Source organism: Kribbella hippodromi, from assembly GCF_039531045.1.
GTDB classification, from domain to species: domain Bacteria; phylum Actinomycetota; class Actinomycetes; order Propionibacteriales; family Kribbellaceae; genus Kribbella; species Kribbella hippodromi.
Genome location: NZ_BAAAPH010000008.1, coordinates 259,212 through 284,693, shown reverse-complemented (window position 1 = coordinate 284,693; position 25,482 = coordinate 259,212). Strand labels below are relative to the sequence as shown.

26 protein-coding genes and 1 pseudogene are annotated in these 25,482 nt (G+C 66.6%); 18 read left to right on the top strand and 9 right to left on the bottom strand.

Translation table 11 applies throughout. The annotated features are described in order from the left end of the window. Positions 1-69: 69 nt before the first annotated feature. Entirely contained in the window at positions 70-864 is a 795-nt protein-coding gene (locus ABD260_RS15320) for a phytanoyl-CoA dioxygenase family protein (RefSeq protein WP_344234173.1), read from the bottom strand. A gap of 62 nt (positions 865-926) precedes the next feature. Here ABD260_RS15320 and ABD260_RS15315 point away from each other — a divergent pair, with 62 nt between their 5' ends. The 7 genes and pseudogenes from ABD260_RS15315 to ABD260_RS15285 all read left to right on the top strand — a co-directional run bounded on the left by ABD260_RS15315 (position 927) and on the right by ABD260_RS15285 (position 6,925). Further along, positions 927-1,730 carry a helix-turn-helix domain-containing protein gene (locus tag ABD260_RS15315; RefSeq protein ID WP_344234172.1) on the top strand — a complete coding sequence of 268 codons (804 nt, stop codon included), beginning with the start codon at positions 927-929 and terminating at the stop codon, positions 1,728-1,730. Positions 1,731-1,812: 82 nt separating this feature from the next. Continuing rightward, positions 1,813-2,844, top strand: coding sequence for an LCP family protein (locus ABD260_RS15310; RefSeq protein ID WP_344234171.1), 1,032 nt, complete (start codon positions 1,813-1,815; stop codon positions 2,842-2,844). 23 nt (positions 2,845-2,867) lie between these two features. Continuing rightward, the gene (locus ABD260_RS15305; protein ID WP_344234170.1) at positions 2,868-3,437 is read left to right on the top strand and encodes a DUF1990 domain-containing protein; all 570 of its coding nucleotides are present in this window, start codon (positions 2,868-2,870) and stop codon (positions 3,435-3,437) included. Further along, on the top strand, positions 3,422-4,111 hold the full coding sequence (locus ABD260_RS15300) for a uracil-DNA glycosylase (protein WP_344234169.1): 690 nt from the start codon (positions 3,422-3,424) through the stop codon (positions 4,109-4,111). Before ABD260_RS15305 ends, ABD260_RS15300 begins: the two co-directional genes overlap by 16 nt. Before the next feature lie 140 nt (positions 4,112-4,251). Then, positions 4,252-4,920 (top strand): annotated as a pseudogene (locus ABD260_RS15295) (DUF969 domain-containing protein); the annotation flags it as partial. 26 nt (positions 4,921-4,946) lie between these two features. Then, positions 4,947-5,954 carry a DUF979 domain-containing protein gene (locus tag ABD260_RS15290; protein WP_344234168.1) on the top strand — a complete coding sequence of 336 codons (1,008 nt, stop codon included), beginning with the start codon at positions 4,947-4,949 and terminating at the stop codon, positions 5,952-5,954. A gap of 8 nt (positions 5,955-5,962) precedes the next feature. Then, entirely contained in the window at positions 5,963-6,925 is a 963-nt protein-coding gene (locus ABD260_RS15285; RefSeq protein ID WP_344234166.1) for a DUF2891 family protein, read from the top strand. Here ABD260_RS15285 and ABD260_RS15280 read toward each other — a convergent pair. Next, positions 6,864-8,633: an ABC transporter ATP-binding protein gene (locus ABD260_RS15280; RefSeq protein ID WP_344234165.1), complete on the bottom strand. Its 1,770-nt coding sequence runs from the start codon at positions 8,631-8,633 to the stop codon at positions 6,864-6,866. The genes ABD260_RS15285 and ABD260_RS15280 overlap by 62 nt on opposite strands. Continuing rightward, positions 8,630-10,285: an ABC transporter transmembrane domain-containing protein gene (locus ABD260_RS15275; RefSeq protein ID WP_344234164.1), complete on the bottom strand. Its 1,656-nt coding sequence runs from the start codon at positions 10,283-10,285 to the stop codon at positions 8,630-8,632. The genes ABD260_RS15280 and ABD260_RS15275 overlap by 4 nt, the downstream gene beginning before the upstream one ends. A 145-nt stretch (positions 10,286-10,430) precedes the next feature. Between ABD260_RS15275 and ABD260_RS15270 the strand changes: the two genes are divergently transcribed. From ABD260_RS15270 to ABD260_RS15235, 8 genes are all read left to right on the top strand, one after another. Then, positions 10,431-11,618, top strand: a complete 1,188-nt coding sequence (locus ABD260_RS15270; protein WP_344234163.1) for an ROK family transcriptional regulator — start codon at positions 10,431-10,433, stop codon at positions 11,616-11,618. A 12-nt stretch (positions 11,619-11,630) separates the two neighbouring features. After that, positions 11,631-12,953 carry an ABC transporter substrate-binding protein gene (locus ABD260_RS15265; protein WP_344234162.1) on the top strand — a complete coding sequence of 441 codons (1,323 nt, stop codon included), beginning with the start codon at positions 11,631-11,633 and terminating at the stop codon, positions 12,951-12,953. Continuing rightward, positions 12,950-13,876 carry a carbohydrate ABC transporter permease gene (locus ABD260_RS15260; protein ID WP_344234161.1) on the top strand — a complete coding sequence of 309 codons (927 nt, stop codon included), beginning with the start codon at positions 12,950-12,952 and terminating at the stop codon, positions 13,874-13,876. The genes ABD260_RS15265 and ABD260_RS15260 overlap by 4 nt, the downstream gene beginning before the upstream one ends. Further along, complete coding sequence (locus ABD260_RS15255) at positions 13,873-14,757, top strand: carbohydrate ABC transporter permease (protein WP_344234160.1); 885 nt, start codon at positions 13,873-13,875, stop codon at positions 14,755-14,757. The genes ABD260_RS15260 and ABD260_RS15255 overlap by 4 nt, the downstream gene beginning before the upstream one ends. Continuing rightward, complete coding sequence (locus ABD260_RS15250; protein ID WP_344234159.1) at positions 14,754-16,010, top strand: 6-phospho-beta-glucosidase; 1,257 nt, start codon at positions 14,754-14,756, stop codon at positions 16,008-16,010. The genes ABD260_RS15255 and ABD260_RS15250 overlap by 4 nt, the downstream gene beginning before the upstream one ends. Further along, positions 15,998-17,002 carry an N-acetylglucosamine kinase gene (locus ABD260_RS15245; RefSeq protein ID WP_344234158.1) on the top strand — a complete coding sequence of 335 codons (1,005 nt, stop codon included), beginning with the start codon at positions 15,998-16,000 and terminating at the stop codon, positions 17,000-17,002. Before ABD260_RS15250 ends, ABD260_RS15245 begins: the two co-directional genes overlap by 13 nt. A 119-nt stretch (positions 17,003-17,121) precedes the next feature. Then, entirely contained in the window at positions 17,122-17,838 is a 717-nt protein-coding gene (locus ABD260_RS15240) for a hypothetical protein (protein WP_344234157.1), read from the top strand. Between the two features lie 40 nt (positions 17,839-17,878). Further along, a complete protein-coding gene (locus ABD260_RS15235; RefSeq protein ID WP_344234156.1) occupies positions 17,879-18,463 on the top strand; it encodes a hypothetical protein in 585 nt (194 codons plus the stop codon). Between the two features lie 77 nt (positions 18,464-18,540). Here ABD260_RS15235 and ABD260_RS15230 read toward each other — a convergent pair whose 3' ends face one another. Next, positions 18,541-19,419 (bottom strand): mechanosensitive ion channel family protein, encoded by an 879-nt coding sequence (locus ABD260_RS15230; RefSeq protein ID WP_344234155.1) that lies wholly within the window; start codon positions 19,417-19,419, stop codon positions 18,541-18,543. Positions 19,420-19,657: 238 nt separating this feature from the next. Between ABD260_RS15230 and ABD260_RS15225 the strand changes: the two genes are divergently transcribed. Next, positions 19,658-20,182, top strand: a complete 525-nt coding sequence (locus ABD260_RS15225; protein WP_344234154.1) for a GNAT family N-acetyltransferase — start codon at positions 19,658-19,660, stop codon at positions 20,180-20,182. On the opposite strand, the gene ABD260_RS15220 is transcribed toward ABD260_RS15225, so the two are convergent. From ABD260_RS15220 to ABD260_RS15200, 5 genes are all read right to left on the bottom strand, one after another. Further along, positions 20,175-20,453: a hypothetical protein gene (locus ABD260_RS15220; protein ID WP_344234153.1), complete on the bottom strand. Its 279-nt coding sequence runs from the start codon at positions 20,451-20,453 to the stop codon at positions 20,175-20,177. The genes ABD260_RS15225 and ABD260_RS15220 overlap by 8 nt on opposite strands. Before the next feature lie 46 nt (positions 20,454-20,499). After that, a complete protein-coding gene (locus tag ABD260_RS15215) occupies positions 20,500-21,423 on the bottom strand; it encodes a neutral zinc metallopeptidase (protein WP_344234152.1) in 924 nt (307 codons plus the stop codon). A gap of 416 nt (positions 21,424-21,839) precedes the next feature. Beyond that, on the bottom strand, positions 21,840-22,025 hold the full coding sequence (locus tag ABD260_RS15210; RefSeq protein ID WP_344234151.1) for a hypothetical protein: 186 nt from the start codon (positions 22,023-22,025) through the stop codon (positions 21,840-21,842). 163 nt (positions 22,026-22,188) lie between these two features. Continuing rightward, positions 22,189-23,415 (bottom strand): neutral zinc metallopeptidase, encoded by a 1,227-nt coding sequence (locus ABD260_RS15205; protein ID WP_344234150.1) that lies wholly within the window; start codon positions 23,413-23,415, stop codon positions 22,189-22,191. Positions 23,416-23,569: 154 nt separating this feature from the next. Beyond that, positions 23,570-24,355 carry a class I SAM-dependent methyltransferase gene (locus ABD260_RS15200; RefSeq protein WP_344234149.1) on the bottom strand — a complete coding sequence of 262 codons (786 nt, stop codon included), beginning with the start codon at positions 24,353-24,355 and terminating at the stop codon, positions 23,570-23,572. Between the two features lie 71 nt (positions 24,356-24,426). On the opposite strand from ABD260_RS15200, the gene ABD260_RS15195 reads away from it, so the two are divergent. Then, positions 24,427-24,849 carry a hypothetical protein gene (locus ABD260_RS15195; RefSeq protein ID WP_344234148.1) on the top strand — a complete coding sequence of 141 codons (423 nt, stop codon included), beginning with the start codon at positions 24,427-24,429 and terminating at the stop codon, positions 24,847-24,849. An 81-nt stretch (positions 24,850-24,930) separates the two neighbouring features. Next, positions 24,931-25,482: a TetR/AcrR family transcriptional regulator gene (locus ABD260_RS15190; RefSeq protein WP_344234147.1), complete on the top strand. Its 552-nt coding sequence runs from the start codon at positions 24,931-24,933 to the stop codon at positions 25,480-25,482.

The window sequence follows — 25,482 nt, the reverse complement described above, 5'->3', positions numbered from 1 at the left end:
GCTCCTCCGACTCGGTTCACGGTTCCGAGCATCTTAAACGAAATGATTGTCGTTTGCGAGAAGCCGGTCTCAGAGTCCGTCCCGGTCGTGCCAGTGGTACTGCCAGCGGGCATCGATGGCGTCGTCGGAGCGCTGGTACCGGATGTCGGTCGACAACCGCATCTCGGTGGACACGTTGTCCAGTGCGGCGTGGATGGTGTGGGCGGTGTGGATGACGACGTCCCCAGCTGAGTAGTTCGCCACCAGCCAGTTGGCGTCGTACTCGGTCGCCAGCGCGGGCAGGTCGGCGGTCATGGAAGCCGCAGGCCGTTTCAGCCGGCCGGCAGCTTCGTCCGCGAGCACTCGGTGGTGACTGCCCTCCAAGTACGCCAGTCCGCCGCGGCTGACCGGACAGTCGCCCAGTGGAATCCACGCCGACAACACCTGGTCACTCCCCTCCCGCAGGTACACCAGGTCGTAGTGCGCCTGGGTCGCCGTACCGATGCCGTTCTCACCGGGCGCCGTCTGCCGGATGATCTTCCGCCGATGCAGGAACGGTTCACCACCCAGGAACCACCCGAACCAGTCCTTCAAAGCCGGTTGCGCACAGAAGGCGGCGTACTCCGGCCCCGGCACGATCTCCTCGAACAGCACCTTCCGGTACGAGGCCCGATCCGTCGCAGCACCCGTCAACCGGAAGTAGTACTCGCGAAACTGCTCAACCACCGCCGCATCCAGCAGCCCGGTCAAGTACAAGTACCCGTCCCGCATCAGCCGCGCCCGTAGTACGTCGCGATCCGATCGCTCCAGTTCCGGTACGACCTGCAGTACGCCCAACCGTTCTTCGTCGAGCACGTATCCGTTGGAAGTCAGCACAGCACCCATGACACCCGCGTACGCCACTGAACGGAATGGACACCGCGCCACACTTCTTGGACTCTTGTACGGTGCCGAACTGGTCGATCTACCTGACCCCAGGTGCTTTCGAGCGCGAACTTGGACTCTTCTGCCTGGGCGCCGGCGAACAGACACACGGCGCCACACCAGCCCCGGAACGCGCTCTCGGCTGCCATGCACTCGTCTGGCTCAAAGAAGGACGCGGCCACCTACTCCACGGACCAGACCGCCAGTTGTACGAAGTACGCGCACCGGCACTGCTGACACTCTTCCCCGGCGTACTACACGGCTACCGCCCCGCCACCCGCTGGCGCCAGGCGTGGACGCTCTTCAGCGGCCCCGCAACCGATGCACTCACCGCACTTGGCCAACTCGACGTCAACCAACCAGTCCGCCAGTACAGCGACTCCCGCCCGCTCGACCGTGCTTTCGCGAAGCTCCTGCGCCTCAGCGGACAGCACAACCCCGTACAACTCACCGGAGCCCTCTATGACCTCATCGGTGAAGCCGGAACGACACCCGCCGATGGAGTGGCAGTACAGCTCGCCGAACTGGCCTGTACGCCAATGAGCATTCAGGACTACGCCAGAGCGCTCGGACTGACCGTGCGAGAGCTACGCGAGGCAGTACGCCGTACCACAGGTTCAACTCCGCAAGAACTGATCCTGAGTACGAGACTCAGCTATGCAAAGGTTCTGCTCGCCGAGGAGGATCTTTCCGTCGCCACGGTCGCCCGGCGGGTCGGGTACGACGATCCGGCGTACTTCAGCCGCCTGTTCGCCACCAGGGTTGGGATGTCACCGGTCGCGTTCCGGCGATCTGGTTCGCTCTCCGGGCCGATTTCCTCCCTTTGAGGGAGGCGCCGGCTACTTTCGGACGTGTAAAACCATTCAGTGGGGTGACGTGTCCGGTGCCCGGCACCGATACGGTCGTGGCATGAGTGAAACGCAGCCCATCGACCCGCGATACGCGGACCGGTCGCCACGGCCTTCGGCGCGGAAGCCGAAGAAGCGGCGCAACTGGTTCCTCCGGACCGTCGGACTGATCGTCCTGCTGTTCGTCCTCATGCTGATCGCGGTCCCGCTGTACGCGTGGAGCCGGATCGACAAGATCGAGGCGATGCCGACCGGCACCCGGCCGGCCGAGACGCCGGGGACGACGTACCTGATGGTCGGGTCGGACGCCCGGGAGAACCTCAGCCGCGCGGAGCGGGCCCGGCTGCACACCGGCGGCGACGCCGGACCGGCCCGGACCGACTCGATCATGCTCATGCACGTCCCGAAGTCCGGCCCGACCGTGCTGATCAGCATCCCGCGGGACAGCGCGGTGAACATCCCCGGCGTGTCCGGCCGGCAGAAGATCAACGCGGCGTTCAACAAGAGCCCGGCGCTGCTGATCGAGACGATCGAGAACACCACCGGGCTGCGGATCGACCACTACGTCGAGGTCGGCTTCGGCGGCTTCGCGTCCGTGATCGACAGCATCGGCGGGATCAACATGTGCCTGCCGAAGCCGATGAACGACAAGCTGGCGCACATCAATCTGCCGGCCGGCTGCCAGAACCTGGACGGCGTCAACGCACTCGGCTACGTGCGGTCCCGGCACGCGGACGGCCAGAACGACTTCGGCCGGGTCCAGCGGCAGCGGGAGATGGTCGGCGCGATCGCCAAGAAGGCCAGCTCGCCATCCACCTTCCTGAACCCGTTCCGCTACTACAGCGTCGCCACCAAGGGCGTGGACGCGCTGACCGTCGACAAGGACATGAGCCTGTTCGACTTCATCCGGTTCGCCCGGGGCATGCGAGCGATCTCCGGCAGCGGTGGCGTCACCCTGACTGTCCCGATCAGCAACGACAACTACCACCTCGGCGGCGGCCGCGGCGTAGCCGTCAAGTGGGACACCGCCAAGGCGAAGGCCCTCTTCGACGCGATCAAGGCCGACAACACGTCCGGTCTGAAGAGCAGCTAGTCCAGGAGGTACGGGAGAGTCCGATGAAGCTGGAGGACCTGGCGAACCTGCGGTTCACCTACGACGCCGTGGGTTCGACCCGGTACGACAAGACGCCGGAGGGGTACCACCGGCTCGAGCACCGCGAGCTACTCGGTGCCGGGGACGAGGTGTTCCAGCGGGCCAGTGACGGGCTGATGCAGTGGCGCATGCACCGTGGCGCCGGGCTGCCGGTGCGCGCGACCGACACACCACCGCGCATCGGCACCAACGCACTGGCCCGCATGACCGCCGGCCTCCTGCTCAACCGGCTGCGTACGCTGTCGCCATTGAGCCTGCTGGGTCTGCCAGTGCCCTGTCGCGTCGTCTGGACAGTCGACGAACCAGACCGCATCGGCTTCGCGTACGGAACGCTGCAAGGTCATCCAGCTTCCGGTGAGGAGTCATTCGCCGTCACCCGCGACACCGACGGCGTACACATCACCATCCGCGCGTACAGCCGCGCAGGCACTTGGTACACCCGCCTGGGCGGTCCACTCACCCGCCAAGTGCAGCAGTACACCGCACGCCAGTACGCGAATGCACTCCGTCGCCTGGCATGCTGTGGCGGGTGACTGCTAAGGGTTTGGCTGAGTTGGTGGCTCCGGACTGGGCCGAGGCGTTGAGCCCGGTTGAAACGACCGTCGCGCGGATGGGTGACTTCCTCCGCAGCGAGCTTGCAGCCGGACGTTCGTACCTACCTGCCGGTGAGAACGTCTTGCGCGCCTTCCAGCGGCCGCTGGCCCAGGTGAAGGTGCTAGTGGTCGGCCAGGACCCGTACCCGACGCCGGGACACCCAGTAGGACTGAGCTTCTCGGTGGCTCCTGATGTACGGCCGATCCCGCGCAGCCTGGCCAACATCTACCGCGAGCTGATGGCCGACGTCGGCGTACCGGCGCCGTCGAACGGTGACCTGACGCCCTGGTCGGACCAGGGCGTACTGATGCTCAACCGAGTGCTGACCGTGCAGCCGGGCAAGTCCGGCGCGCACCGGGGCAAGGGCTGGGAGTCCGTCACCGAGCAGGCCATCCGCGCGCTGGTGGAGCGGGGCGGGCCGCTGGTCGCCATTCTCTGGGGCCGCGACGCCCAGACCCTCAAGCCGATGCTGGGCAGCACTCCGTACGTCGAGAGCGCCCACCCGAGCCCCATGTCCGCGGACCGCGGCTTCTTCGGCTCCCGCCCGTTCAGCCGGGTGAACGCCCTCCTGGAGCAGCAGGGCGCCACACCGGTCGACTGGCGCCTCCCCTAACCCACCCCCGCCGCACACAGCCGCTCACGGCAGGTCCTGGGTTCTTGTTCGAATGATCTATTGCAGGATCGTTCAACAATTCTTATGGTGAACGGAACATCTCTCCCCGTAGCTACACCGTTCCGTCCCCGGGAGGAACCATGTGGGTTCTGCTCGCCATCGCGGTGGTGGTCGTCGGCTTCGCACTGCGGATCAACTCGATGCTGGTCGTGACCGCGGCCGGCATCGTGGCCGGACTGATCGGCGGGCTGTCGCCGGTCAAGATCCTGAACGCGTTCGGTGACGGCTTCGCCGGCAGCCGGTCCGTCACCGTCTTCATTGTCACGCTGCCCGTGATCGGGCTGATCGAGCGCTACGGCCTGCAGCATCAGGCCCGCAAGCTGATCAGCAAGCTCGCAGTCGTCACCACCGGCCGCCTGCTTGCCGTGTACCTGCTCATCCGGCAGGGCACCGCGGCCCTCGGCCTCACCAGCATCGGCGGTCCCGCGCAGGCGGTCCGCCCACTCATCCACCCGATGGCCGCCGGCGCCGCGGAACGCCGTTACGGCAAGCTCCCAGACAAGGTCCAGGAGAAGATCAAGGCGTTCGCCGCCAGCGCCGACACGGTCGGGTTGTTCTTCGGCGAGGACATCTTCGTCGCGATCGGCTCGATCCTGCTGATCACCGGCTTCGTCGACGCCACCTACGGCCTGCACCTGGAGGCCATCGACATTGCGGTCTGGGCGATCCCGACCGGCATCTGCGCCCTGCTCATCCACGGCACTCGCCTGCTCCTGCTGGACCGGAAGCTCGACAAGCTGGCCGGCGAGCTCAAGGCCGAGAAGGAGACCGCGCGATGATCAAGGTCGAGTGGTTCTACTGGCTGTGCGGGCTCTTCTTCGTCGTGATCGCGCTGCAGGTGCTCAACGATCGCAGCAACCCGAAACGGCTCGGCAGTGCCGCGTACTGGGGCATCCTCGGGGTCTCATTCGGCTACGGCACCTTCGTGGTGAACAAGCAGGCTCCGTCCTGGCTGCTCGGCATCGCGGTCATCGGTCTCGCCGTTCTGGCCGGTTCAGGCTTCCCCGGCAAGGGCGCGGAGCGTACGACCACGCCGGCCGAGCGCGTACACCTCGCCGACCGCTTCGGCAACAAGCTGTTCTTGCCCGCGCTGGTGATCCCGGTCGTCGCGGCGCTGTTCGGCGCGTGGCTGGCCAACGTGAAGCTCGGCGACGGCAGCCTGCTGCTGCAGTCCGGTTCGGCGACCATCATCGGCCTCGGCGTCGCGTCGATCCTCGCGCTGATCGTGGGCATGACGCTGCTCAGGCCCCAGACCGGGGCGGTGGGGTGGGGAAAGAATCCAATGCAGTCACCTGCCATTCCGATGCACGAAGGACGGCGGCTGCTGGAGCACATCGGCTGGACCGCGATCCTGCCGCAAATGCTGGCCACCCTTGGGTTGTTGTTCAACGCGTCCGGCGTCGGCAAGGCGGTCGGCCGAGTCACCGATCACCTCGTACCCAAAGGCTCGCTGATCGCGGCGGTCGCGCTGTACTGCATCGGCATGGCTGTCTTCACCATCATCATGGGCAACGCGTTCGCCGCGTTCCCGGTGATGACAGCCGCAGTAGGTTGGCCGCTGTTGGTGCAGCAGTTCGACGGCACTCCGGCTGTGGTGTTCGCGATCGGCATGCTGGCCGGCTTCTGCGGCACGCTGTGTACGCCGATGGCAGCCAACTTCAATCTGGTACCTGCGGCGCTGTTGCAGATGAAGGACCAGTACGGGCCGATCAAAGCGCAGATCCCGACCGCTGTCCCGCTACTGGGCTGCAACATCGTCCTGATGTACTTCTTCGCGTTCTAAGGAGACCCATGGAGTACGCAGCCTGGGCGAGCATCGCCTGCGAGGTCCTCGACACGCAGTACCCGTACGGCAGCGCGCACGCGTCAAGAGGTCCGGAGGACGTCGATGTGACCCCGGAGCGGCTGCACCCTGCCTTCCACGGCTCGTACGACTGGCACTCCAGTGCACACATGCAGTGGTCGCTGGTCCGGCTGCTCACGCTAGTGCCGGACCAGCGCCCGATCGACCTCCTCAACCAGCGGCTCACCCCGGACGCGATCGCTGTCGAAGCCGCGTACCTACGCGAGCGCCCTGCGTACGAGCGGCCGTACGGCTGGGCGTGGGCCGCCATGCTGGTTGCGGCCGCCCGCGACACCCAATGGGCGCCGGCGCTCCAGCCGTTAGGTGAGGTGATCGCGGATCTGGTGCTGGCATGGCTACCGAAGCAGGCGTACCCGGTGCGGCACGGCGCTCATCTCAACTCGGCGTTCGCGCTCGCACTGCTCCACGAGGCGTACGGCGAGCTCGGCCGGGCTGATGTGGTGCAAGCGGTTCGAGCGCGCTCAATCGAGTGGTACGGCGCCGACACCGCGTACGACACCCGCTTCGAGCCATCCGGCACAGACTTCCTGTCACCGGCTCTGTCTGAAGCGGAATTGATGCGACGCGTGCTACCGGCCACAGAGTTCGCCAGCTGGCTAACGGCGTTTCTCCCAGGCCTGGGCAAGGAACAGCACCTGCACCTGCTAGAGGTGCCAGTGACGGATGACTCGGGTGACGGGCAGTTGGCGCATCTAGGTGGGCTGGCGTTGTCGCGCGCCTGGCAGCTCCGGACGATCGCACCGGCGCTCCCGGACGTGGCCGACGTACTGCGTGCCGGTGCGGACCGTCAGGTCGAGGCAGTACTGCCCACTGTCACCGGCGGGGACTTCATGTCGACGCACTGGCTGGTGTCGTTCGCACTGCTGGCTGACCAGGCTGACCCGACTTAGTACCCGTCCAACTCGTCCACAGCTGCGCGTACCGCCCACCACGCGCCAGCAGCTCCGCATGCGTACCTGACTCGACCACCCGCCCGTGGTCCATGACAACGACCCGGTCCGCCTGCTCCGCTTGGGTCAGTCGGTGCGCGACGATCAGCGTCGTACGCCCTGCTGTAGCAGCCGCACTCGCCCGCTCCAGCTCACGCGCACCCGCACTGCCCGCTTCAGCAGTCGCCTCATCCAGTACGGCAACAGGCGGGTCCGCGAGTACGAGCCGAGCGAACGCCAACTGCTGTGCCTGCGCACCGGTCAGCTGATGCCCGTTCTCACCCACAACTGTTTCCAGACCGTCCGGCAAAGCACGCACCCACGACAGTGCGCCAACTCGCTCCAGCGCGCTCTCGACCTCCGCATCAGTGGCATCGGCGCGCGCGAGGCGTACATCATCGACCAGCGGTCCAGAGAACACATGCACTTCCTGACTGAGCAGTGCTACCTGCCGCTCCCCCAGCTCCACTCCGCCGAGTCGCACCGCACCCGCAGACGGCCGCAGTACGCCGGCCGCGATCGCTGCCAGCGTGGTCTTCCCCGCACCACTCGCACCGACCAGTGCGACCCGCTCTCCCGGCTCCAGCCGCAGTGAAACGTCAGTGAGAACCTCTGGCCCGTCGTAGCGGTGACTGATCTGCTGCAGCTCGAGCGACGAGTCCCGCGGAGTCGCACGGGCAGGAGCCGGTTCCGGTTCGATCTCCAGTACGCCGGCCAACCGCGCCATGCCCGCGGCAGCAGTCTGGATCTGGTCGAACTCCATCAGCACGACGTTGACCGGGTTGAACAACCGGTGGAAGTACAACGCCGCCGCTGTCACCGCACCAATGCTGACCGAGTCCGCCCGGACCAGGAAGAACCCGGTCACCAGGATCGCCGTCAGCCCAGTGAACTCGGCGTGGTTGATCCGCGCCGAGAAGGAGCTGAACAGCCGGAAGACCCGGATCGAGATGTCCCGCGCGACCCCGGAAGCTTCGTCGATCTTGCGCAGCTGCCGATTCTCCAACCGGTACGCGCGGACGGTGGCACTGCCTCGCAAGGACGCGATGATCGCCTCGGAGCGTTCGCCCATCGCGACACGTTCCTGCTTGTAGTACGGGGCCGATCGGCGCAGGTACCAGCGCAGTGCGAGGAAGTACATCGGCACGGCGAGCAACCCGGCCAGACCGAGCCGCCAGTCGAGCGCGAACATGCCGCCCACTGTCAGCAGGATCGTCAACGCCGCTCCCAGCACGGACGGGCCCACCTCGGTCAGTGCAGACGCCACGGACGCCACGTCGTCACCGACCCGAGAGAGCAGGTCACCGGTCCGTACCTTCTCCAGCGTCGGCGCCGGCAACTGCAGCACCCGATCCAGTACGCGCTCCCGGATCCGCGCCAGTACGGTCTCACCAACCCGCGCCACCAGCGTGACACCAAGTGCAGTCAGTACACCGCCCAGCGCGGCAGCGAGTCCGATCATCAGCACGACGCGTACGATCGCGTGCTTGTCGCCACCGCCCGCGATGGCATCCACCAATGCACCGAGCGCCCATGGCGCCACCAGGCCGGCCACACTGGCTCCAGTGATCACCAGGGCCGCCAGCAAGGACAGCCACGGCCGCTTGCGGAGCTCTTGCCACAGTACGGACCACGTCGCGCGCGGACCCGCAACAGGAAGCAGATTCATCGCAGCACCGCCTCCTGGTACACCGGATCGGTCTCGGCCAGTTCGGAGTGGATGCCCTCAGCAACCACTGCACCACCCGCGATCACGACGACCCGATCCATCTTGCCCAGCAGCGCGGGACTGCTCGTCAGTACCAATGTGGTCAGCCCGGCGCGCTCCGCGGCCAGCCCCTCCGCCAACAGCTCCTCGGTCACTGCATCCACGGCCGTACTCGGATCATGCAGCACGAGCAGCGGCGGTTCGGCCAACAGTGCACGGGCCAGACCAAGCCGTTGCCGCTGCCCACCGGACAGCGACTGACCCCGGTCGGCCAGCGGCCGATCCAGCTCATCCAGCAGATCAGCAGCACCCGCGGCGACCATCACCCGTTCCAGAGCTGGTGACTCCACCAGCAGGTTGCTGCGCAGCGTCCCCTCGAACAGGTCCGTCTCATGCCGCTCCAGCAGCACAGTCCGCCTCAGCAGCTCAACATCCAGGTCTTCAAGCACGGTGCCACCAACCAGTACCGACCCGGTGTGCTCAGGTGCCCGCCCACCCACGACAGCCAGCAGCGCATCCGCATCCCGCGGGTCGTAGCAGAGCACCCCAACTGACTCACCCGGCCGGACAGCCAGACTCAGCGACGCCAGCGTCCCGTGCGAAACCTCTTCCAACACAAGCGGCGGCTGTTCCGCGTCGACAGCGGTAGAGGTGCCCGTGACCATCAGCGGCGGCGCAGAGAGCACGCCGGCGAGCCGTTCCGCCGAAGCACGTGACCGCGCGATCACCTGGCTGGCGTACCCAAGCGTCGCCACCGGTTCCGCCACGAATTGCGCCAGCCCGACCACGGTGATCAGTTCGCCGATCGTGATCCGCCCGTTCAACGCAAACCACCCGGACACACCAGCCACCGCAGCCAGCAGGAATCCGCTCAGTGCGGTCGTCACACCGTCCTGCAGACCGTTCGTCGATGCAGCACGCAGGGTGGCCCGCAGCGTGGCCTGACTGGATCGCCGGTACCGCTCAGCCGCATTGTGCTGCGCTCCGATCCCCCGCAGCGTCCGCAGTCCACTGACCAGGTCGGTCGCCAGTGCAGTCGTCTGAGCAACCGCCTCCTGCTGACTGGACGTACGCCGGGTCAGCAGCGGTGACAGCGCCTGAATGCCCAGCACCAGCAGCGGTACGCCGATGAGCACCCCAAGCCCCAGCGGTACGTCGACCAGGAGCAAGGACACCGACGACACGACCAGCGCAGTACACGCGGCCGCGCCCATCGACACGCCCCGCATCACCAGCGCGGCCTTCTCCGCATCGGAGGTCGCGATCGACAACAACTCACCCGACCGGAGCCCGGTCCGATGACCACGGGGGTCCAGTACGCGCTGTGCGATCTCCAGCCGGAGCAGGTGCGTCTCGTACTCGATCGCACGAACCACCTGTCGCGCCCCGGTCTTCCAGGCGTTCGACAGCACGGCGAAGAGCACGACCAGCATCAGTACGCACCACAGCAGCGGCTGGACCTGCCCGGTCGCGACCGCGCGATCCACGAAGAGACCGATCGCCACCGGGACCGCCGCCTCGGTCGCCTGGTGCAGCGACAGCGCCAGTACGCCCGCGATCATGCGGCCCCGATGCCGCCGGACAGCCCGCCTCAACAGCTCCCCAGTCGCCATAGTTAGGCAACCCTAACTTACGCGCGGCGATTGACACCCGGGCCGGTCCACCGTACGGTCTCGCGTTAATAGGAAACTTTCCTAACAGTTCGCGAGATCAGCGCGGCGAGTACCCGCGAGCGGCGAAGGGAGGCAGGGTTGGCTCATGGCAACGACACCCGGAACGCCGCGCCTGCTGCGCGCGATGAACGACCGCGCCGCCCTGGATCTGCTGCTCAGCCAGGGCCCGCTCTCCCGCACCACCCTGGGCAACCTGACCGGGCTGTCCAAGCCGACCGCGTCCCAGCTGCTGGCCCGGCTGGAAGCGGCCGGCCTGGTCCGCCCGAGCGGCACCACCGAGGGGCGGCCCGGCCCGAACGCGCAGCTGTACGAGATCAACGGCGGCATCGCGCATGTCGCCGGGCTGGACGTGACGCCGGCCCGGATCCGGGCCGCCGTCGCGGACCTGACCGGCAACGTGATCGGCCACTACGAGCTGGCCACGCCGGGCCGCAGCGCCAAGGGCACCGTCGACCGGGTCCTGAAGGCGATCGACGGTGCGGCCGGCGAGGCGGGCCTGGACCGCCAACGGCTGCACCGGGTCTCGATCGGTACGCCGGGTGGGTTCGACCCGACCACCGGCCGGCTGCGGTACGCGACCCACCTGCCCGGCTGGCACGCGCCGCATCTGCTCGACGAACTGGCGGCCGCGCTCGCCGTACCGCTCGAGGTCGAGAACGACGTGAACCTGGCCGCGATCGCCGAGCAGCGGATCGGGCACGCCGTCGGCAGCGACAACTTCGTGCTGCTCTGGGGCGAGGAAGGCATCGGCGCCGCGATCGTGATCAACGGCCGGCTGCATCGTGGCGCGACCGGCGGCGCGGGTGAGGTCGCCTTCATGCCGCTGCCCGGTACGCCCCTGGTCCGCGACGTCGGCCGGAACAACGCCGGCGGTTTCCAGGAGCTCGCCGGTGGCGAACCGGTCCTGGAACTGGCCCGCGCACACGGCCTGAAGGCGCGTACGCCCGAGGCCGCGATCGTCGCCGCGCTGCAGACCGAGGGCGCCGGCGACACCGTCCTCGCCGAGTTCGCGCACCGCCTCGCGGTCGGTCTGGCCGCGATCGTCGCGGTCGTCGACCCGGAGCTGATCGTGCTCGCCGGCGGCGTCATCACCGCCGGTGGCGAACGCCTGCGCGGTCTCGTCCAGGACGAGCTCGCCGATCTGTCCGTCCCCCGGCCGCGGTTGCTGATGACCGCGATCAGCACCGACCCGGTGCTCTCCGGAGCACTGCAGTCCGCCCTCAGCACCACCCGAGACGAAGTCTTCGACACCGCAGGTCCACCGATCACCTAGGAGAACGAACGGATGCACTCCCTGACCCGTGCCGTCATCGGCACCGCCGCGGTCGCCCTCTTGGCGACGGCCTGCACCGGTACCTCGAACGCACCGCAGGCCACCGACGATGCCACCAAAGACGTCACCATCACCTTCTGGCACGGGTGGAGTGCCCCAAGCGAAACCGCGGCGATCGCGGCAGGAGTGAAGGCCTTCGAGACCAAGCATCCGAACATCCACGTCAAGGTCGTCGGGAACATCAACGACGACAAGATCAAGCAGGCGCTCCGGGCCGGCGGCGCGAACGCCCCGGACGTGGTGTCCTCGTTCACCACCGACAATGTCGGTACGTTCTGCGCGTCCAATGTCTTCAGTGACCTGAAACCGTTCCTGGACAAATCCGGGATCGAGCTGGACAAGACGTTCCCGAAGCCGTTGCAGGACTACACGCAGTTCCAGGGAAAACGCTGCACTCTGCCCTTGCTGAACGACGCGTACGGCCTGTACTACAACAAGGATGCGTTCAAGGCCGCCGGGATCACCGCGCCGCCGAAGACGTTGTCCGAATTCGACGCGGTCGCGAAGAAGCTGACCAAGCCCAAGGGCGACACGTACGGTCAGCTCGGCTTCATGCCGAACTTCCACGGGTACGAATCGACCACCTCGCACTTCGCGGCGCTCTGGAATCCGACGTACTTCACGCCCGACGGCAAATCCAATCTGGCCAAGGACCCGGCCTTCGGCAGCATGCTGACATGGCAGAAGGGCCTGGTCGATCAGCTCGGCGGATTCGCGAAGCTGGAGAAGTACCGCGCGACTTTCGGCGACGAGTTCGGCGCGAAGAACCCGTTCCACACCGGCCAGGTCGCGATGACGATGGACGGCGAGTGGCGACTGGGCATGGCCCGCGACGCCGGCGTGAAGCTCGATATCGGCGTCGCGCCGTTCCCCGTACCGGATGAGCAGGCGGACAGCTATGGCAAGGGTTACCTGTCCGGCACCGTCATCGGGATTGCCAGCACCAGCCAGAAGCAGAACGCGGCCTGGGAGCTGGTGAAGTTCATGACCACTGACACCGACGCGGTGGTCAGCTTCGCGAATGCCATCCACAACGTGCCGTCGACGCTGGAAGCGCTCAAGTCGCCCAAACTCTCCGCTGACCTGAAGCCGTTCCTCGGAATTGCCCAGCACCCGAAGAGCAGCACCACACCTGCCAGCCCGAACGGTGGCGCGTACCAATTGACGCTGCAGGACTTCGGTTACGCCTACGAGGCGGGCAAGGTCACTGACCTGACCGCCGGGTTGGCGAAGACCGACGCGCAGATCGACAAAGACCTGGCGCAGGCGAAATGACTCTCCGGCAGAAACACCGCCGGGAGACGCTGCGCAACCTCGCCTTTCTGTCACCGTGGCTGATCGGGGTCAGCGTCTTCTTCCTGTACCCGTTGGTGTCGACCGTCTACTTCAGCTTCATGAAGTACGACGGATTCACCCCACCGAAATGGACCGGTCTGAAGAACTGGCAGTACGTCTTCACCGACTACCCGTTCTTTTGGCCCGCACTGCGGAACACGCTCTGGCTGGTTGTCGTGATGGTGACGCTCCGGGTGCTGTTCGGTCTTGGCATCGGCCTGCTGATTACGAAGGTGAAGACCGGCGCGGGGTTCTTCCGTACCGCGTTCTACCTGCCGTACCTGGCTCCGCCGGTCGCCGCGACGATGGCGTTCGCGTTCCTGCTCAACCCGGGCACCGGCCCGGTGAACAACATCCTCGGCAGCATCGGACTGCCACAACCAGGCTGGTTCAACGACCCCAGCTGGTCGAAGCCGGCGCTGACCATGCTGGCGTTGTGGGGCATCGGCGACCTGATGGTGATCTTCATGGCGTCACTGCTCGACGTACCGCAGGAGCAGTACGAGGCGGCGTCGCTGGACGGAGCAGGTGCCTGGCAGCGGTTCCGGTTCGTGACACTGCCGAACATCTCACCGATCGTCCTGTTCGCCGTCGTCACCGGTGTCATCCAGACCATGCAGTACTACACGCAGCCGCTGGTCGCCGGGAAAGTCGCGAGTGGAGTGATCGGCGGCGCGGGACAGCAGTTCGAGCCCGGCTACCCGGAGAAGTCCACGCTGACCCTGCCGCAACTGGTGTACCACCTGGGCTTCCAGCGCTTCGACACCGGCGGCGCGTCCGTGATCGCGCTGGTGCTGTTCGTCCTGGCGATGGTGTTCACCGGGTTTCTGATGCGTTCGATGAGTGAAAGGAGTACGGCATGACCGCGACAGCTATCACCTCCGCTGTCCCGTTGACCTCGGCCGCCCGCACAGCACGCCGTACGCGCTTCCTCCAGTGGGTTGGAGTACATGCACTCGCTATCGCGGCAGCGCTGTTCTTCGTACTCCCCTTTGTGTTCATCTTCCTCACCGCACTGATGAGTGACCAGCAGGCACTCACCCGCAACCTGTGGCCGGACAGCTGGCACTGGGAGAACCTGCGTACGGTCTGGGAGACACCGGGCTTCCTGACGTGGTGGAAGAACACCCTGATGTACGCGGTACTCGGCACCGCGCTCACGTTGATTTCGAGCATCCCGGTGGCGTACGCGCTGGCCCGGTTCTCGTTTCGCGGCCGGAACGTCGTACTGATGCTGGTGATCGCCACGATGATGCTGCCGCCACAAGTGGTGATCGTGCCGATGTACCTGTTCTGGGCGAAGCAACTGCACTTGTCCGGGACACTCTGGCCACTGATCATCCCGATGGCCTTTACCGACGCGTTCTCGGTGTTCCTGCTCCGCCAGTTCCTGCTGACGATTCCCAAGGACTACGTCGACGCCGCGAAGGTGGACGGCTGCGGGGACTTCACTGCACTGCTCCGGATCATCCTGCCGATGGCTAAGCCGGCTATCGCGGCAGTAGCGCTGTTCCAGTTCTTCTACTGCTGGAACGACTACTTCGGGCCGCAGATCTACGCCAGTGAGAACCCGGCGGCCTGGACGCTGAGCTACGGCCTGGAGTCCTTCAAGGGCGCGCACCACACGAACTGGAACCTCACCATGGCAGCCACGCTGCTGGTGATGGCACCGGTGATCATCCTCTTCTTCTTCGCACAAAAGGCCTTCATCGAGGGCGTCACACTTACAGGGGTCAAAGGATGAAACTCACGGTCGTCGGCGGCGGTTCCACGTACACGCCCGAGCTGGTCGACGGGTTCGCCCGGTTGCGGGACACCTTGCCGGTGTCGGAGCTGGTGCTGGTCGACCCGGTGCCTGACCGGTTGGAGCTGGTTGGCGGACTGGCGCGGCGGATCTTCGCCAAGCAAGGCCATGCGGGCCGGGTGATCACCACCTCCGATCTAGACGCTGGGATCGACGGTGCGGACGCCGTACTGCTCCAGTTGCGCGTCGGCGGACAGGCAGCACGCAACGAGGACGAGACGTGGCCGCTGGAGTGCGGCTGTGTCGGCCAGGAGACTACGGGCGCAGGTGGTCTCGCGAAAGCACTGCGGACAGTGCCGGTGGTCCTGGACATTGCGGAGCGAGTACGGCGCACCAACCCGAACGCGTGGATCATCGACTTCACCAACCCGGTTGGCATCGTGACCCGGGCACTGCTGTCACACGGCCACAAGGCAGTGGGGTTGTGCAACGTGGCGATCGGCTTCCAGCGCCGGTTCGCGGCGATGCTGGGCGTACGGCCCGAGGAAGTGTCGCTGGACCACATCGGACTGAACCACCTCACCTGGGAGCGAGCAGTCCGGGTCAATGGCGAGGACCTGCTGCCGAAGCTGCTCACTGAGCATCTGACCGAGGTGTCAGACGACCTGGTACTACCACCGGACCTAGTACGCCAGCTCGGCGTCGTACCGTCCTACTACTTGCGCTACTACTACGCGCACGACGCCGTAGTGCAGGAACTGCTCACCAAGCCGTCACGGGCTGCTGAGGTCGCTGCACTCGAGAAAGAGCTGCTGGCCATGTACGCCGATCCACAGCTCGACGAGAAGCCCGCACTGCTCGAACAACGCGGTGGCGCGTACTACTCGGAAGCAGCTGTCGCACTGGCGTCCTCACTGCTCAACAACACTGGCGACGTACAAGTAGTGAACACATTGAACAACGGCACACTCCCGTTCCTTGCGGACGATGCAGTCATCGAAGTACCGGCGACTGTCAGCGCGGACGGTGCAACACCAGAGCCGGTAGCACCTCTGGAACCGTTGTACGCCGGCCTGGTCGCGCATGTGACCGCGTACGAAGAACTAGCACTGGAGGCGGCGATCAAGGGCGGCTCGGAGCGGGTGTTCAAGGCGCTACTGGCGCATCCACTCGTTGGGCAGATCTCCCTGGCGCAGGAGCTGACGGACAAGCTGCTCGCGCACAACAAGGCGTACCTGTCGTGGACGCGCTAGTACCGGGCGGCGTGCTCGCCTTCGACGCCGGCAACAGCAAGACCGACGTCGCACTGGTCGCCGCGGACGGCACAGTGCTCGGTACGGCACGAGGTGGCGGGTTCGAACCGCAGAAGCTCGGTCCGGAGGCCGCAGTGGATGGACTGGCGCTACTAGTACATGCAGCCGCGGCGCAGGCCGGATTGCGAGTTGGAGAGGCGCCGCTGGTACAGCAGCTCTCCGCTTGTCTGGCGAACGCTGATCTACCGGTCGAGGTGGAAGAGCTGACCAGTGTGTTCGAGCGGCGCGGCTGGGCGGAGTCCGTGTACGTCACCAACGACACGTTCGCGCTACTGCGGTCCGGAGTGGATGAACCGCGCGGTGTTGCAGTGGTCTGCGGCGCGGGCATCAACTGCTCCGGCATGCTGCCCGACGGACGTACGGCTCGGTTCACTGCACTAGGGACGCTGACCGGCGATTGGGGCGGCGGTGCACAGCTGGCTGAGGAGGCGTTCTGGTCAGCGTCCCGCGCGGAGGACGGGCGAGGTCCGGCGACCGCACTGCTCACTGCACTCCCGCTGCACTACGGGAAGCCGTCTCTCAGCGCGGTGATCGAGGCACTCCACTTCGGTGAGCTGTCAGCCGAACAGCAGCTGGAGGCAGCGCCGGTGCTCTTCCAGGTCGCGGCTGCTGGTGACGCCGTTGCCCTTGGCATCATTCAGCACCAGGCCGAAGAGATCGTTGCGATGGCAGTCAGTGCACTCCGCCGACTCGACCTGCTCGGCGAACGCGTCACTGTGGTGCTGGGCGGTGGCGTACTCACCGCGGGCCACTCTGTCCTACTGGACCGCGTCACCCGGCTGCTGTCCGAGTACGCACCAAAAGCAGTGCCTCGGGTAGTAGACGTACCTCCTGTTGTAGGTGCTGCTCTCCTGGGCCTGGACCATACAGCTGCGGGCTCCGCGGCCCAGGAGCGACTGCGAGCCGCCTTCGCACCTCCACCGGCCGCCTGACGCGTCAGCCGGCCCGGCGCACCCGGGCCGGCTTTGTATTGCGACCGTGTTTCAGCCCGAACTCTCGCCGACCAGGTGGCGTCCCACGAGTAGCACCACATTTACTCGGGAGGTCGATGATGATTCGCAAGATTATGGGTCTCGGCGCCACCACCGCACTCGCGGTCACCGGACCGCTGGTACTCACGGGCGCCGCGCCGGCCAACGCCAGCGCTGCTACAGCGACCACGTGCAACCGCATGGCACCGGTGACGAACGTGTCGGCAGTGGCGTACGCCGATCGGCTCGTACGCGCATGGGGTAGCGGCAACACCGCAGCGGCCAACTGCTACGCGTCGACCAGTACGTCACGCGCGCTGTTCGGCCAGGCCTCGCCTGGTGGCATCCACTGGCGTCGCACTGGCGTTGAAGGCGCCGCGGGGACGATCTACGTCACGTACCACGACGATGCACGCGGCGGGAACCTGACAGTCGGCGTGAGGAACGTTGGACTGCGGTCAGCCGGTGGCTGGCACGCCGCGTACACAGCCCGGTTCAGCAACGAGCCGAAGGCGTGGAACGCGGTGCAGTGGTCCGACAACCTGGTCCGCGCCTGGGGCCGTGGCGACGCGAAGTGGACGGCGTACTACGCGACGCCCGCTGCTGTCCGCGAGCTGCAGCGCGTACCCGCGACCGGTGGCGCGCACTGGACGCGGACCGGCTCCGAAGGCGCAGCTGGTACGACGTACGTGACCTACCGGAACGATGTCACCCGGCACACGCTGGTGATCGGGGTATCGAACGTGGGGCTGTCCCAGGGCGATGCGCACGCCGCGTACACCGTCCGGTACCACTGACCGACTTGAGCGGATCCTGTTTCGATGTAATCATGATTACATGAGTACGAAGAACGAGCAGGAGAAGGTGCGGGGCTGGCTGACCGGGCGGTTGCCGGGCGACTGGTTCGAGGGTGAGACCGAGCTGTCGATCGACCGGGACGAGATCCTGATCGTCGGCCGGATTCCCGCACCGAAGCAGGACAAGGATGTCAGCGCCGCCGAGCGCTCCGCGGCCGAAGCCGGCCGGATCAAGCAGTTCCGTGAGGACACCCGCGAGCACCGGATCGAGATCGCCCGCGAGCTCGAGCACGCCGCCCGGCGGAAGGTCGCCTGGGGAGTCACCTGCGGTGAGACCACCACGGTCTTCACCTCACTGTCCGCCCCCGTGATGACCCGCCTGCGCCAGCCCGAGCGCCAGGTCCTGGACACGCTGGTGGACGCCGGGGTGGCCCGGTCCCGCAGCGACGCCCTCGGCTGGTGCGTGAAGCTGGTCGCCCAGCACAGCGAAACCTGGCTGGCCGACCTGCGCGAGGCGATGACCAAGGTCGAGGACGTCCGCCGCGCCGGACCGGACAGCACCCCGGACAAAGCCGCCAAGCCCGAGAAGACGGACAAGGCGGAGAAGCCTGGCAAGTCGAAGTAGAACAGGCGACGGGCGGCAACCCGATCGGGGTGCCGCCCGCCTTGAGGAGAAACGACTACTTGGTTATCGGCTCCTAGCTACTGGCCCTGCTGCCAGTTGCCGTTCTGCTGGCTGCCGTTGGACCAGGTCCCGGAGCTGTGCGCCGGGTGCTGCTCGGGCTGAGTCGGCTGGGTCGGCTGGGTCGGCTGCTGGTAGCCGCTCTCGTAGTTCCCTTGGTAACCGCCCTGCGCCGGGTACTCAGCCGTACCGTTCGAGCCGGTCGCCGTCGAAGCGGTTCCGTTGGAACCAGTTGCCGACTTGTTCATCGTCTCGCGGGAGAACACGTTGTTCAGCGCCCGGCCGGCCATCTCCCGGCCCCCGAGGCCGAAAGCAAGACCGAGTGCAAGCGCGGCGCCCGCCAGGACGATCAGCAGCGTGTTGCCGGTCAGCTGAACCGCGACACCGAGCTGGGTCAGCGCGGCGAAGGCGGCGTACACCAGGATCGCGTACCGGCCGACCTTGGCCAGCGTCTCGTTACCGGTGGCACCGCGGATGATCGCGGCCAGGAAGTTCGCGAACAGCGCGGCCAGGCAGACGATCACGATCGCCGCGAAGATCCGCGGGATGTACGCCAGCATGTCGCTCATGAACGTGGAGATCTCCGGCACGCCGAGCGCGGAGGCGAACATCGTGAAGCTGATCAGGAAGACGAACCAGAACACGACCTTGCCCAGCATCGCCGACGCGGTCAGCCCCGTGCCGGACCGTTGCAGCACGCCGGAGACACCGGCCCGTTCCATCCACTGGTCGAACCCGACCCGGCCGAGCAGTTTGCCGACGAGTTTCCCGAGCACCTTGGCGACGAAGTAGCCGATGACCAGGATGACCAGTCCACCCAGCAGATTCGGGATGAACGACAAAAGCTTGCTGAAGGCATCTTCGAAGGGTTGGGTGAAATTGATAGCTAACGCTGACATCGGAAGACCTTTCCGGACTGGGCCCGCATCCGCTGCCGCGCAGGACTGCACACGACCCCGGCACACGGGCGGATGCAGTGGTGTCCAGTATGACCCGTACCCTCCGATGCCGGAGGCAAACAACCGGTGACGGCGAGGCGCACTCCGAAAGGTGTTTGCATAAGGCAATCACCGTCTCGGGTGTTCACTGATTACCCCACCCACTGAACCGATTCACCCGTTTGCGATGCTGGGCCTCGTGAACGACAACACCGCCACCGGTCCCACCCACCCGCCTGTCAACGATCTGGACATCCACCGCACCATTGCCGACGATCTGGACATCCGCCGCGCCACCGCCGCCGACGTGGCCGGGATCGTCGCGATGATCGCCGACGACCAGCTCGGCGCCACCCGCGAGTCGACCGACGACCTGACCCCGTACCTGGCGGCCTTCAACCGCATCGACACCGACCCGAACCAGCTGCTGGTAGTTGCCGAGCGCAACAACGAACTGGTCGGCACCCTCCAGCTGACGATCATCCCCGGCCTCTCCCGCCGCGGCTCGTCCCGCGGCCTGATCGAAGCCGTCCGGGTAGCCACCACCGCCCGCGGCGAAGGCCTGGGCACCACCCTGATCCGCTGGGCCATCGAAGAATCCCGCACCCGCGGCTGCACCCTGGTCCAACTCACCTCGGACAAATCCCGCACCAAGGCCCACAACTTCTACACCAACCTAGGCTTCGAAAACACCCACGAAGGCTTCAAACTCAAACTCAACTGACGCGTTTCGCGGGGGCTTTGAAGGTGTTGCAGGTGTTGGGGTCGGTGGTGTCGAAGGCTCGGGTGGTCCAGTAGGCGTGGTTCCGGCGGGAGCCGTGGTCCTTCGTCGCCAGCGGGTGCTTCAGGCTGTACGCGACCATGCCCGCCTTGTTCGTCAGGTCCGCCCGCGGCAGCAGGCACCGCACCGCCGGCACCTTCCCAGCCGCGTACAGCTTGTTGTTCAGCACCCCATCACTCAGATCAATGTCCACCGGCTCCGACGAGGTAGTCACACCAGCACGGCGGCACCGACCAGGACCGCCGCAACCCGCCGCCCCATCAACTGACCTTGGCAGCAGGCGCGCTGAACGTGTTGCAGGACCCGGGGTTGGCAGACTTGAAACCGGCTTCGATCCAGAGCCAGTTGTTCTTGTACGAGCCTTGCGTCCGTGCTCCCTTGTCATCGCCCACGAGCTTGACCTGCTCTTCCCAGGCCTCATATTTCGCACCTGTCAGACCGAGTGACTTCCGGTTCGCTCCGACGAACACACCGCCAAGGCAGCCCGCCTGCAACTGCCTCCGCCGGTTCCACTCGAGGCGCTCGGATGGGGACTTCGCCCAGCCCTCACGAGACAGTTCTGCCGTCATGATCTGAGTCAGATGCTGAATGTGGTGACCGTAAATCGTGGATACGGCTTCGAGCATCCACATCCTGGTACCGAGCGCGTCATCGCGATAGTTCTCCACATCCGTCTGCCAGTCGATGCTGATCGCCAGCTCGCTCTCGCAATAGAACACACCAGCGAGATCTCGCGTACAACCGGACTTCGACCCCCGAACCTGCTGCACCAACGACACCGGCTGGAAGTCGTACCCCGCCTTCTTGACGATCGGCGACCAAGCCCGGTCCAAGCAGGACAGGATCGTGCGGTAGTACTGAAGAACCGCAGCTCGCGTGCTGGGCTTGCTCGAGGACTCCTTGCAGTTCACGGAGGCCATGGTGCCCACCTTGTACAGCTCGTTCTTCTGCAGGCGGACCAGGTCGGGGATGCCGGGGACTGTGACGGTGACGGTGGGGTCGGGGAGGGTGGGGATGGGGGCTTGCGATTTGCGTACGGACGGTTGTGCGAGTGGGTTGTCGACGCGGCTGCCGTACGAGTCGATGAGTTTGACGCCGGCGAACGTTGCGCCGGTGAGCATGACCAGTACCAGCGCGGTGAGGGCGCCGACCACCTTGCGGGAGTGCTGGCGCGGGGGTTTCACCGGCGGTGGCGTGGCACTGTACTGAGCGCCGGCGCGGGCCCGGTCCGCGGGCCAGGCGGTGGATCGCGGTGCGTCCGCCTGCCAAGCGGTCGACCGCGACTGGTCGGTCTGCCAGGGGGTGGATCGTGACGGGGTTGACTGCCAGTCGGTGGATCGGGATGGGGTTGACTGCCAGTCGGTGGATCGGGTGCCTGGGCGGGAGGCGGTGGTGGCCCAGCCGGTGGGGCGGGAGCCGCCGACGCGGCGGGTGCCGGTGAGCGGGGCCCGCGGGGCGTCGGTCAGCGGGGCGGCCGGCGGACCGGTGTACTCGCTGGTTGTACCGGGCTCAGTTGGCAGTGGACGCGCTTTGCGCCGGACCGGCGCATCCTCCACCGCCACCGACCGCGCCCGCCCAAGCGCACCCGCCTGCCCACCACTCAACACCAACGGCTGCGACCCAGCCACCGACCCCGCGCCACCGCCAACCGCAGCAGCACCAGCACCAACCGCAGCAGCACCGGCACCAGCGCCACCCGCAGCAGCAGCACCAGCACCAGTACCACCGCCAACCGCAGCACCACCGGCACCGGCACCAGGCCCGGGCACAGCACTAGCACCAGCATCTGCCGGCACCGGCACCAGCGGCTCATCCCCAGCACGATCCTCAGCCACCGACCACTCCCATCACGCTCAGCTCCATCCACCCCAACCCCCGCACACTCCACCCCAACCCCGCCAGGCTCCACATCATCCGGCCCAGTCCCCTGCGGCTCGGCTTCACGTGGCTCAGCTGACCTTTGCGGGTGCGGCGGTGAAAGTGTTGCAGGATGCGGGGTTGGTGGTGGTGAAACCCTGGTTGATCCACGCCGCCAGGCTCTTGCTCGAGCCGTGGTCGCGGACCTTGTCCTTGGCGTGTTCGTCGCCGCCGCGCTCGATCAGACCGTTCCACTGGTTCAGCAGTTCGCCCTGGAGCGGGAAGCTGGCCCGGGCCGCGCCGAAGAACACCCCGCCCAGGCAGTACGCCTGCAGCGCCGCGCGCCGGTCCTGTTCCAGCTTGGCCGCCTTGTTCGCCGCGGTGTCACCGAGGTTGTCCGACGCCGCCGCCATCCCGGCCAGGTTCTGGACATGGACGCCGTACACGAACCCGAACGACTGCGCCATCTGCGCGCGGATCGCGGCCTTGTGCTTCGGGTAGTCCTCGACCACGTTCTGCCAAGGCATCGTCGCGCTGCCACCCTCCTCGTCCTGGCAGTAGAGCGCGAGGTCTTTCTGGACGCCGCACGCCGTCTCCTCGCCCTCGTCGAAGATGATCAGCCGCGGCGACCGGAACTCGAACCCGGCCTTGGTCACGATCGGCTCCCAGGCCTTGTCCATGCACGCGGTCAGCGCCTGGTAGTACGAGCGGACGTTCTCCTTGGACGTCGGCCGGAACGCCGGCTCCTGGCATTTCACCACCGGCATCTTCCCGGCCGCGTACAGCGGGTTCTTGGCCACGATGTCCGCGTCCGGGGTGCCCTTGGCGGCCGGCTCGTTGATCTTCGGCGCGTCGCTGGAGCGGACCGACGGCGTACCGAGCGGGCCGGCGATCGATCCGTCGTAGTTCGCCAGCATCTTGACGCCGAAGGTGACGCCACCGCCGACGAGCAGCAGCGCGGCCACGACCATCATCACGACCAGGCCCTTGGACCGCTTCTTCGGGTCGAACGGGATCGGCTCCGGGTGGAACACCTCGCGGTACGCGGCCGCGGCCCGATCATCGGCCGGCGGAGGGCCGAGCCGGGTACCGGACAGGGTTGTCCGGCGCGGGTCGATCCGCGTGCCGGTCAGCTGCGGCGGCGTCGGCGGGGCGTCCCCACCCAGCCGCGGCGTCGGCGCACTCAAGGGAGCCGAACCAGGCGTGCTCAGCGGAGCCGAGCCACCGGGGCTGCTCGCCTGCTGCGCCCCAGTGGTGCCCTGCTCACCTTCCCCTCCCGGGAGGAAGTGCCCAGGCTTGGGTGCCGGCTTGTCCGCCATGACTTTCCCGTTTCTCCCCAGTACCGGTCGGTCGCCGGTCCCACCCATCCACCAGAAAGGCCGGTACACCCCCAGTGCCGGCCGAGCCAGATATTACGGCCTGGACCAGCATCCGAAAACCGGGTTGCAGCTATTGACACCGTTTCGCGACCGCTCAGCGGCGCCCGACCGCGAGGAAGTGGTAGCTGGCGGCCTGCAACCTGGCGTCGGATTCGGTCTGCCGAGCCAGCAGCACCGCGGCCGGAAGCAGCGAATCAACCGACTCCGGCGCAGCGTTCTGCAGCACATTCCCGGCCGGCCCTTCCACCCCGAACACCTCGACCGCGTCGAGCCCGGCCGCGGTCAGCTCTCCGCCCAGCTCATCCACATGATGGAAGTACGCGACGGTAAATCCATGCAGCCCATCGTTCTTCCCCGACGCGAACGCCTCCAGAAACAGCGGCAAGCTCTCCGCGGTCAAGCTGCCATTACTGCCACACTCGATCAGCCCTCCAAACCGGTTGATCCCGGCAGCAACCACCACTCCACCCGGCCGCGTTACCCGAACCGCCTCAGCCAACGCCTGCGCCCGATCGGCAGCTTCCACCAGGTGATACAGCGGCCCCAGCAGCAGCGTCACATCCACACTCGCATCCGCCTGCCGCAGCGCTCGCGCATCCCCCACCTCCGCGCCGAACGTACCGACCGCAGCCGCCTTCTCCACATGCTCCACCACCGGATCCACCAACGTCACCCGGCACCCATCCGCCGCCAACCACCGCGCATGCACACCGGTAGCCCCACCCACATCCAGTACGTCGGCGCCGGCCGGAATCCACCGGCGCAACAACTCCTGCGTACGCACGAACTCCAGCCGCCCGTGCCCCAGCCGGACGAGCCGGTCGTCCTCGACGTACCGATCCCGATAGAAGCCCCGAATCAACGGATCAAGTTCCACCATCCACCCACCATCCCGCACCAAATTCCTCAGCGCACCGGGTTTCCGGCACCTTAGGCTGGCATGCTGGGGGCATGAGCTGGGCTGTCTATGCGGTGCGTGGGCCAGGGGGCGTTCGGCGCCTCGACGATATGCCGGTTGATTACCAGGCGCCTTCGGTCGGGACGGCGGCCGACGTGGTGGCCACGGTGCGGGAAGTGGTACCGGAAGTGGACACCAGCCGGCCGTCCTGGCTGGCGTTGCGGAGTCCCGAGTACGACGTCGAGATGACGATCGGCAAGGGGGTCGAGGTCCGTGACATCACCTTCTACCTGAACGACGGGCCGCGGTCGATCCCGATTGTGATGGAGATCAGCCGGCGGCTCGGGGTGACGCCGTACGACACCGAGTCGGGCGACTTCCTGACCGAGGAGTCGCGGCCGCCGGTACCGCCGCCGATGACGCCGGACGAGATCAAGATGAACAAGCCCAAGTGGTGGAAGTTCGGCCGCAAGTAACCCGGGCCGGGTTGCTCGGCCGCTGCTGCGCGGCGTACGATCAGGACGATCGTACAGGACGATCGCCCTGGAGGATTTCGAATGGCTCCGACCGCGCAACATGGCCAGGAAGTACGGCAGCGGTTGCTGGCCGCTGCGGCGGAGTTGATCCCGGAGCGCGGATGGACCGCGGTGAGTACGCGCGTCCTGGCCGATCGCGCCGGCGTCACCCCGAGCGTGGTGCACTACCACTTCAGCTCGATCCAGGACGTCCTCGCCGAGGCCGCCGTCACCGCGATGAGCCAGGTGCTCGCGGCAACCGACGAGCTGTTCACGGCCGCGATCACGCCCGAAGCCGGTGTCGATGCGATGCTGGCCTCGGTCGAGCAGTACGACGGTACGGACCCGATGTCCTTGCTGTTCACCGAGACGTACCTGGCCGCGACCCGCGACGAACAGTTGCGGGAGCGGATCGCCACCCTGGTCACGGACTTCCGGACCCGGGTCACCGACTGGCTGACGATCCATCAGGTCGCCGAGCCGGCCGCGACCGCCGCGGTCCTCGCGGCGACCATCGACGGGCTGCTGCTGCACCGGAGCCTGGTGCCGGAGTCGCCTGCCCTGACCACAGTTCTCCGAAGGCTGGTGAGGTGA

Bases quoted from the DNA above. Each gene is read 5' to 3' on its own strand.
- ABD260_RS15320 (WP_344234173.1), bottom strand. From the start codon at position 864: ATGGGTGCTGTGCTGACTTCCAACGGATACGTGCTCGACGAAGAACGG.
- ABD260_RS15310 (WP_344234171.1), top strand. From the start codon at position 1,813: ATGAGTGAAACGCAGCCCATCGACCCGCGATACGCGGACCGGTCGCCA.
- ABD260_RS15305 (WP_344234170.1), top strand. From the start codon at position 2,868: ATGAAGCTGGAGGACCTGGCGAACCTGCGGTTCACCTACGACGCCGTG.
- ABD260_RS15300 (WP_344234169.1), top strand. From the start codon at position 3,422: ATGCTGTGGCGGGTGACTGCTAAGGGTTTGGCTGAGTTGGTGGCTCCG.
- ABD260_RS15290 (WP_344234168.1), top strand. From the start codon at position 4,947: ATGATCAAGGTCGAGTGGTTCTACTGGCTGTGCGGGCTCTTCTTCGTC.
- ABD260_RS15285 (WP_344234166.1), top strand. From the start codon at position 5,963: ATGGAGTACGCAGCCTGGGCGAGCATCGCCTGCGAGGTCCTCGACACG.
- ABD260_RS15280 (WP_344234165.1), bottom strand. From the start codon at position 8,633: ATGAATCTGCTTCCTGTTGCGGGTCCGCGCGCGACGTGGTCCGTACTG.
- ABD260_RS15275 (WP_344234164.1), bottom strand. From the start codon at position 10,285: ATGGCGACTGGGGAGCTGTTGAGGCGGGCTGTCCGGCGGCATCGGGGC.
- ABD260_RS15270 (WP_344234163.1), top strand. From the start codon at position 10,431: ATGGCAACGACACCCGGAACGCCGCGCCTGCTGCGCGCGATGAACGAC.
- ABD260_RS15265 (WP_344234162.1), top strand. From the start codon at position 11,631: ATGCACTCCCTGACCCGTGCCGTCATCGGCACCGCCGCGGTCGCCCTC.
- ABD260_RS15260 (WP_344234161.1), top strand. From the start codon at position 12,950: ATGACTCTCCGGCAGAAACACCGCCGGGAGACGCTGCGCAACCTCGCC.
- ABD260_RS15255 (WP_344234160.1), top strand. From the start codon at position 13,873: ATGACCGCGACAGCTATCACCTCCGCTGTCCCGTTGACCTCGGCCGCC.
- ABD260_RS15250 (WP_344234159.1), top strand. From the start codon at position 14,754: ATGAAACTCACGGTCGTCGGCGGCGGTTCCACGTACACGCCCGAGCTG.
- ABD260_RS15240 (WP_344234157.1), top strand. From the start codon at position 17,122: ATGATTCGCAAGATTATGGGTCTCGGCGCCACCACCGCACTCGCGGTC.
- ABD260_RS15235 (WP_344234156.1), top strand. From the start codon at position 17,879: ATGAGTACGAAGAACGAGCAGGAGAAGGTGCGGGGCTGGCTGACCGGG.
- ABD260_RS15230 (WP_344234155.1), bottom strand. From the start codon at position 19,419: ATGTCAGCGTTAGCTATCAATTTCACCCAACCCTTCGAAGATGCCTTC.
- ABD260_RS15210 (WP_344234151.1), bottom strand. From the start codon at position 22,025: ATGCTGGTGCTAGTGCTGTGCCCGGGCCTGGTGCCGGTGCCGGTGGTG.
- ABD260_RS15205 (WP_344234150.1), bottom strand. From the start codon at position 23,415: ATGGCGGACAAGCCGGCACCCAAGCCTGGGCACTTCCTCCCGGGAGGG.
- ABD260_RS15200 (WP_344234149.1), bottom strand. From the start codon at position 24,355: ATGGTGGAACTTGATCCGTTGATTCGGGGCTTCTATCGGGATCGGTAC.
- ABD260_RS15195 (WP_344234148.1), top strand. From the start codon at position 24,427: ATGAGCTGGGCTGTCTATGCGGTGCGTGGGCCAGGGGGCGTTCGGCGC.
- ABD260_RS15190 (WP_344234147.1), top strand. From the start codon at position 24,931: ATGGCTCCGACCGCGCAACATGGCCAGGAAGTACGGCAGCGGTTGCTG.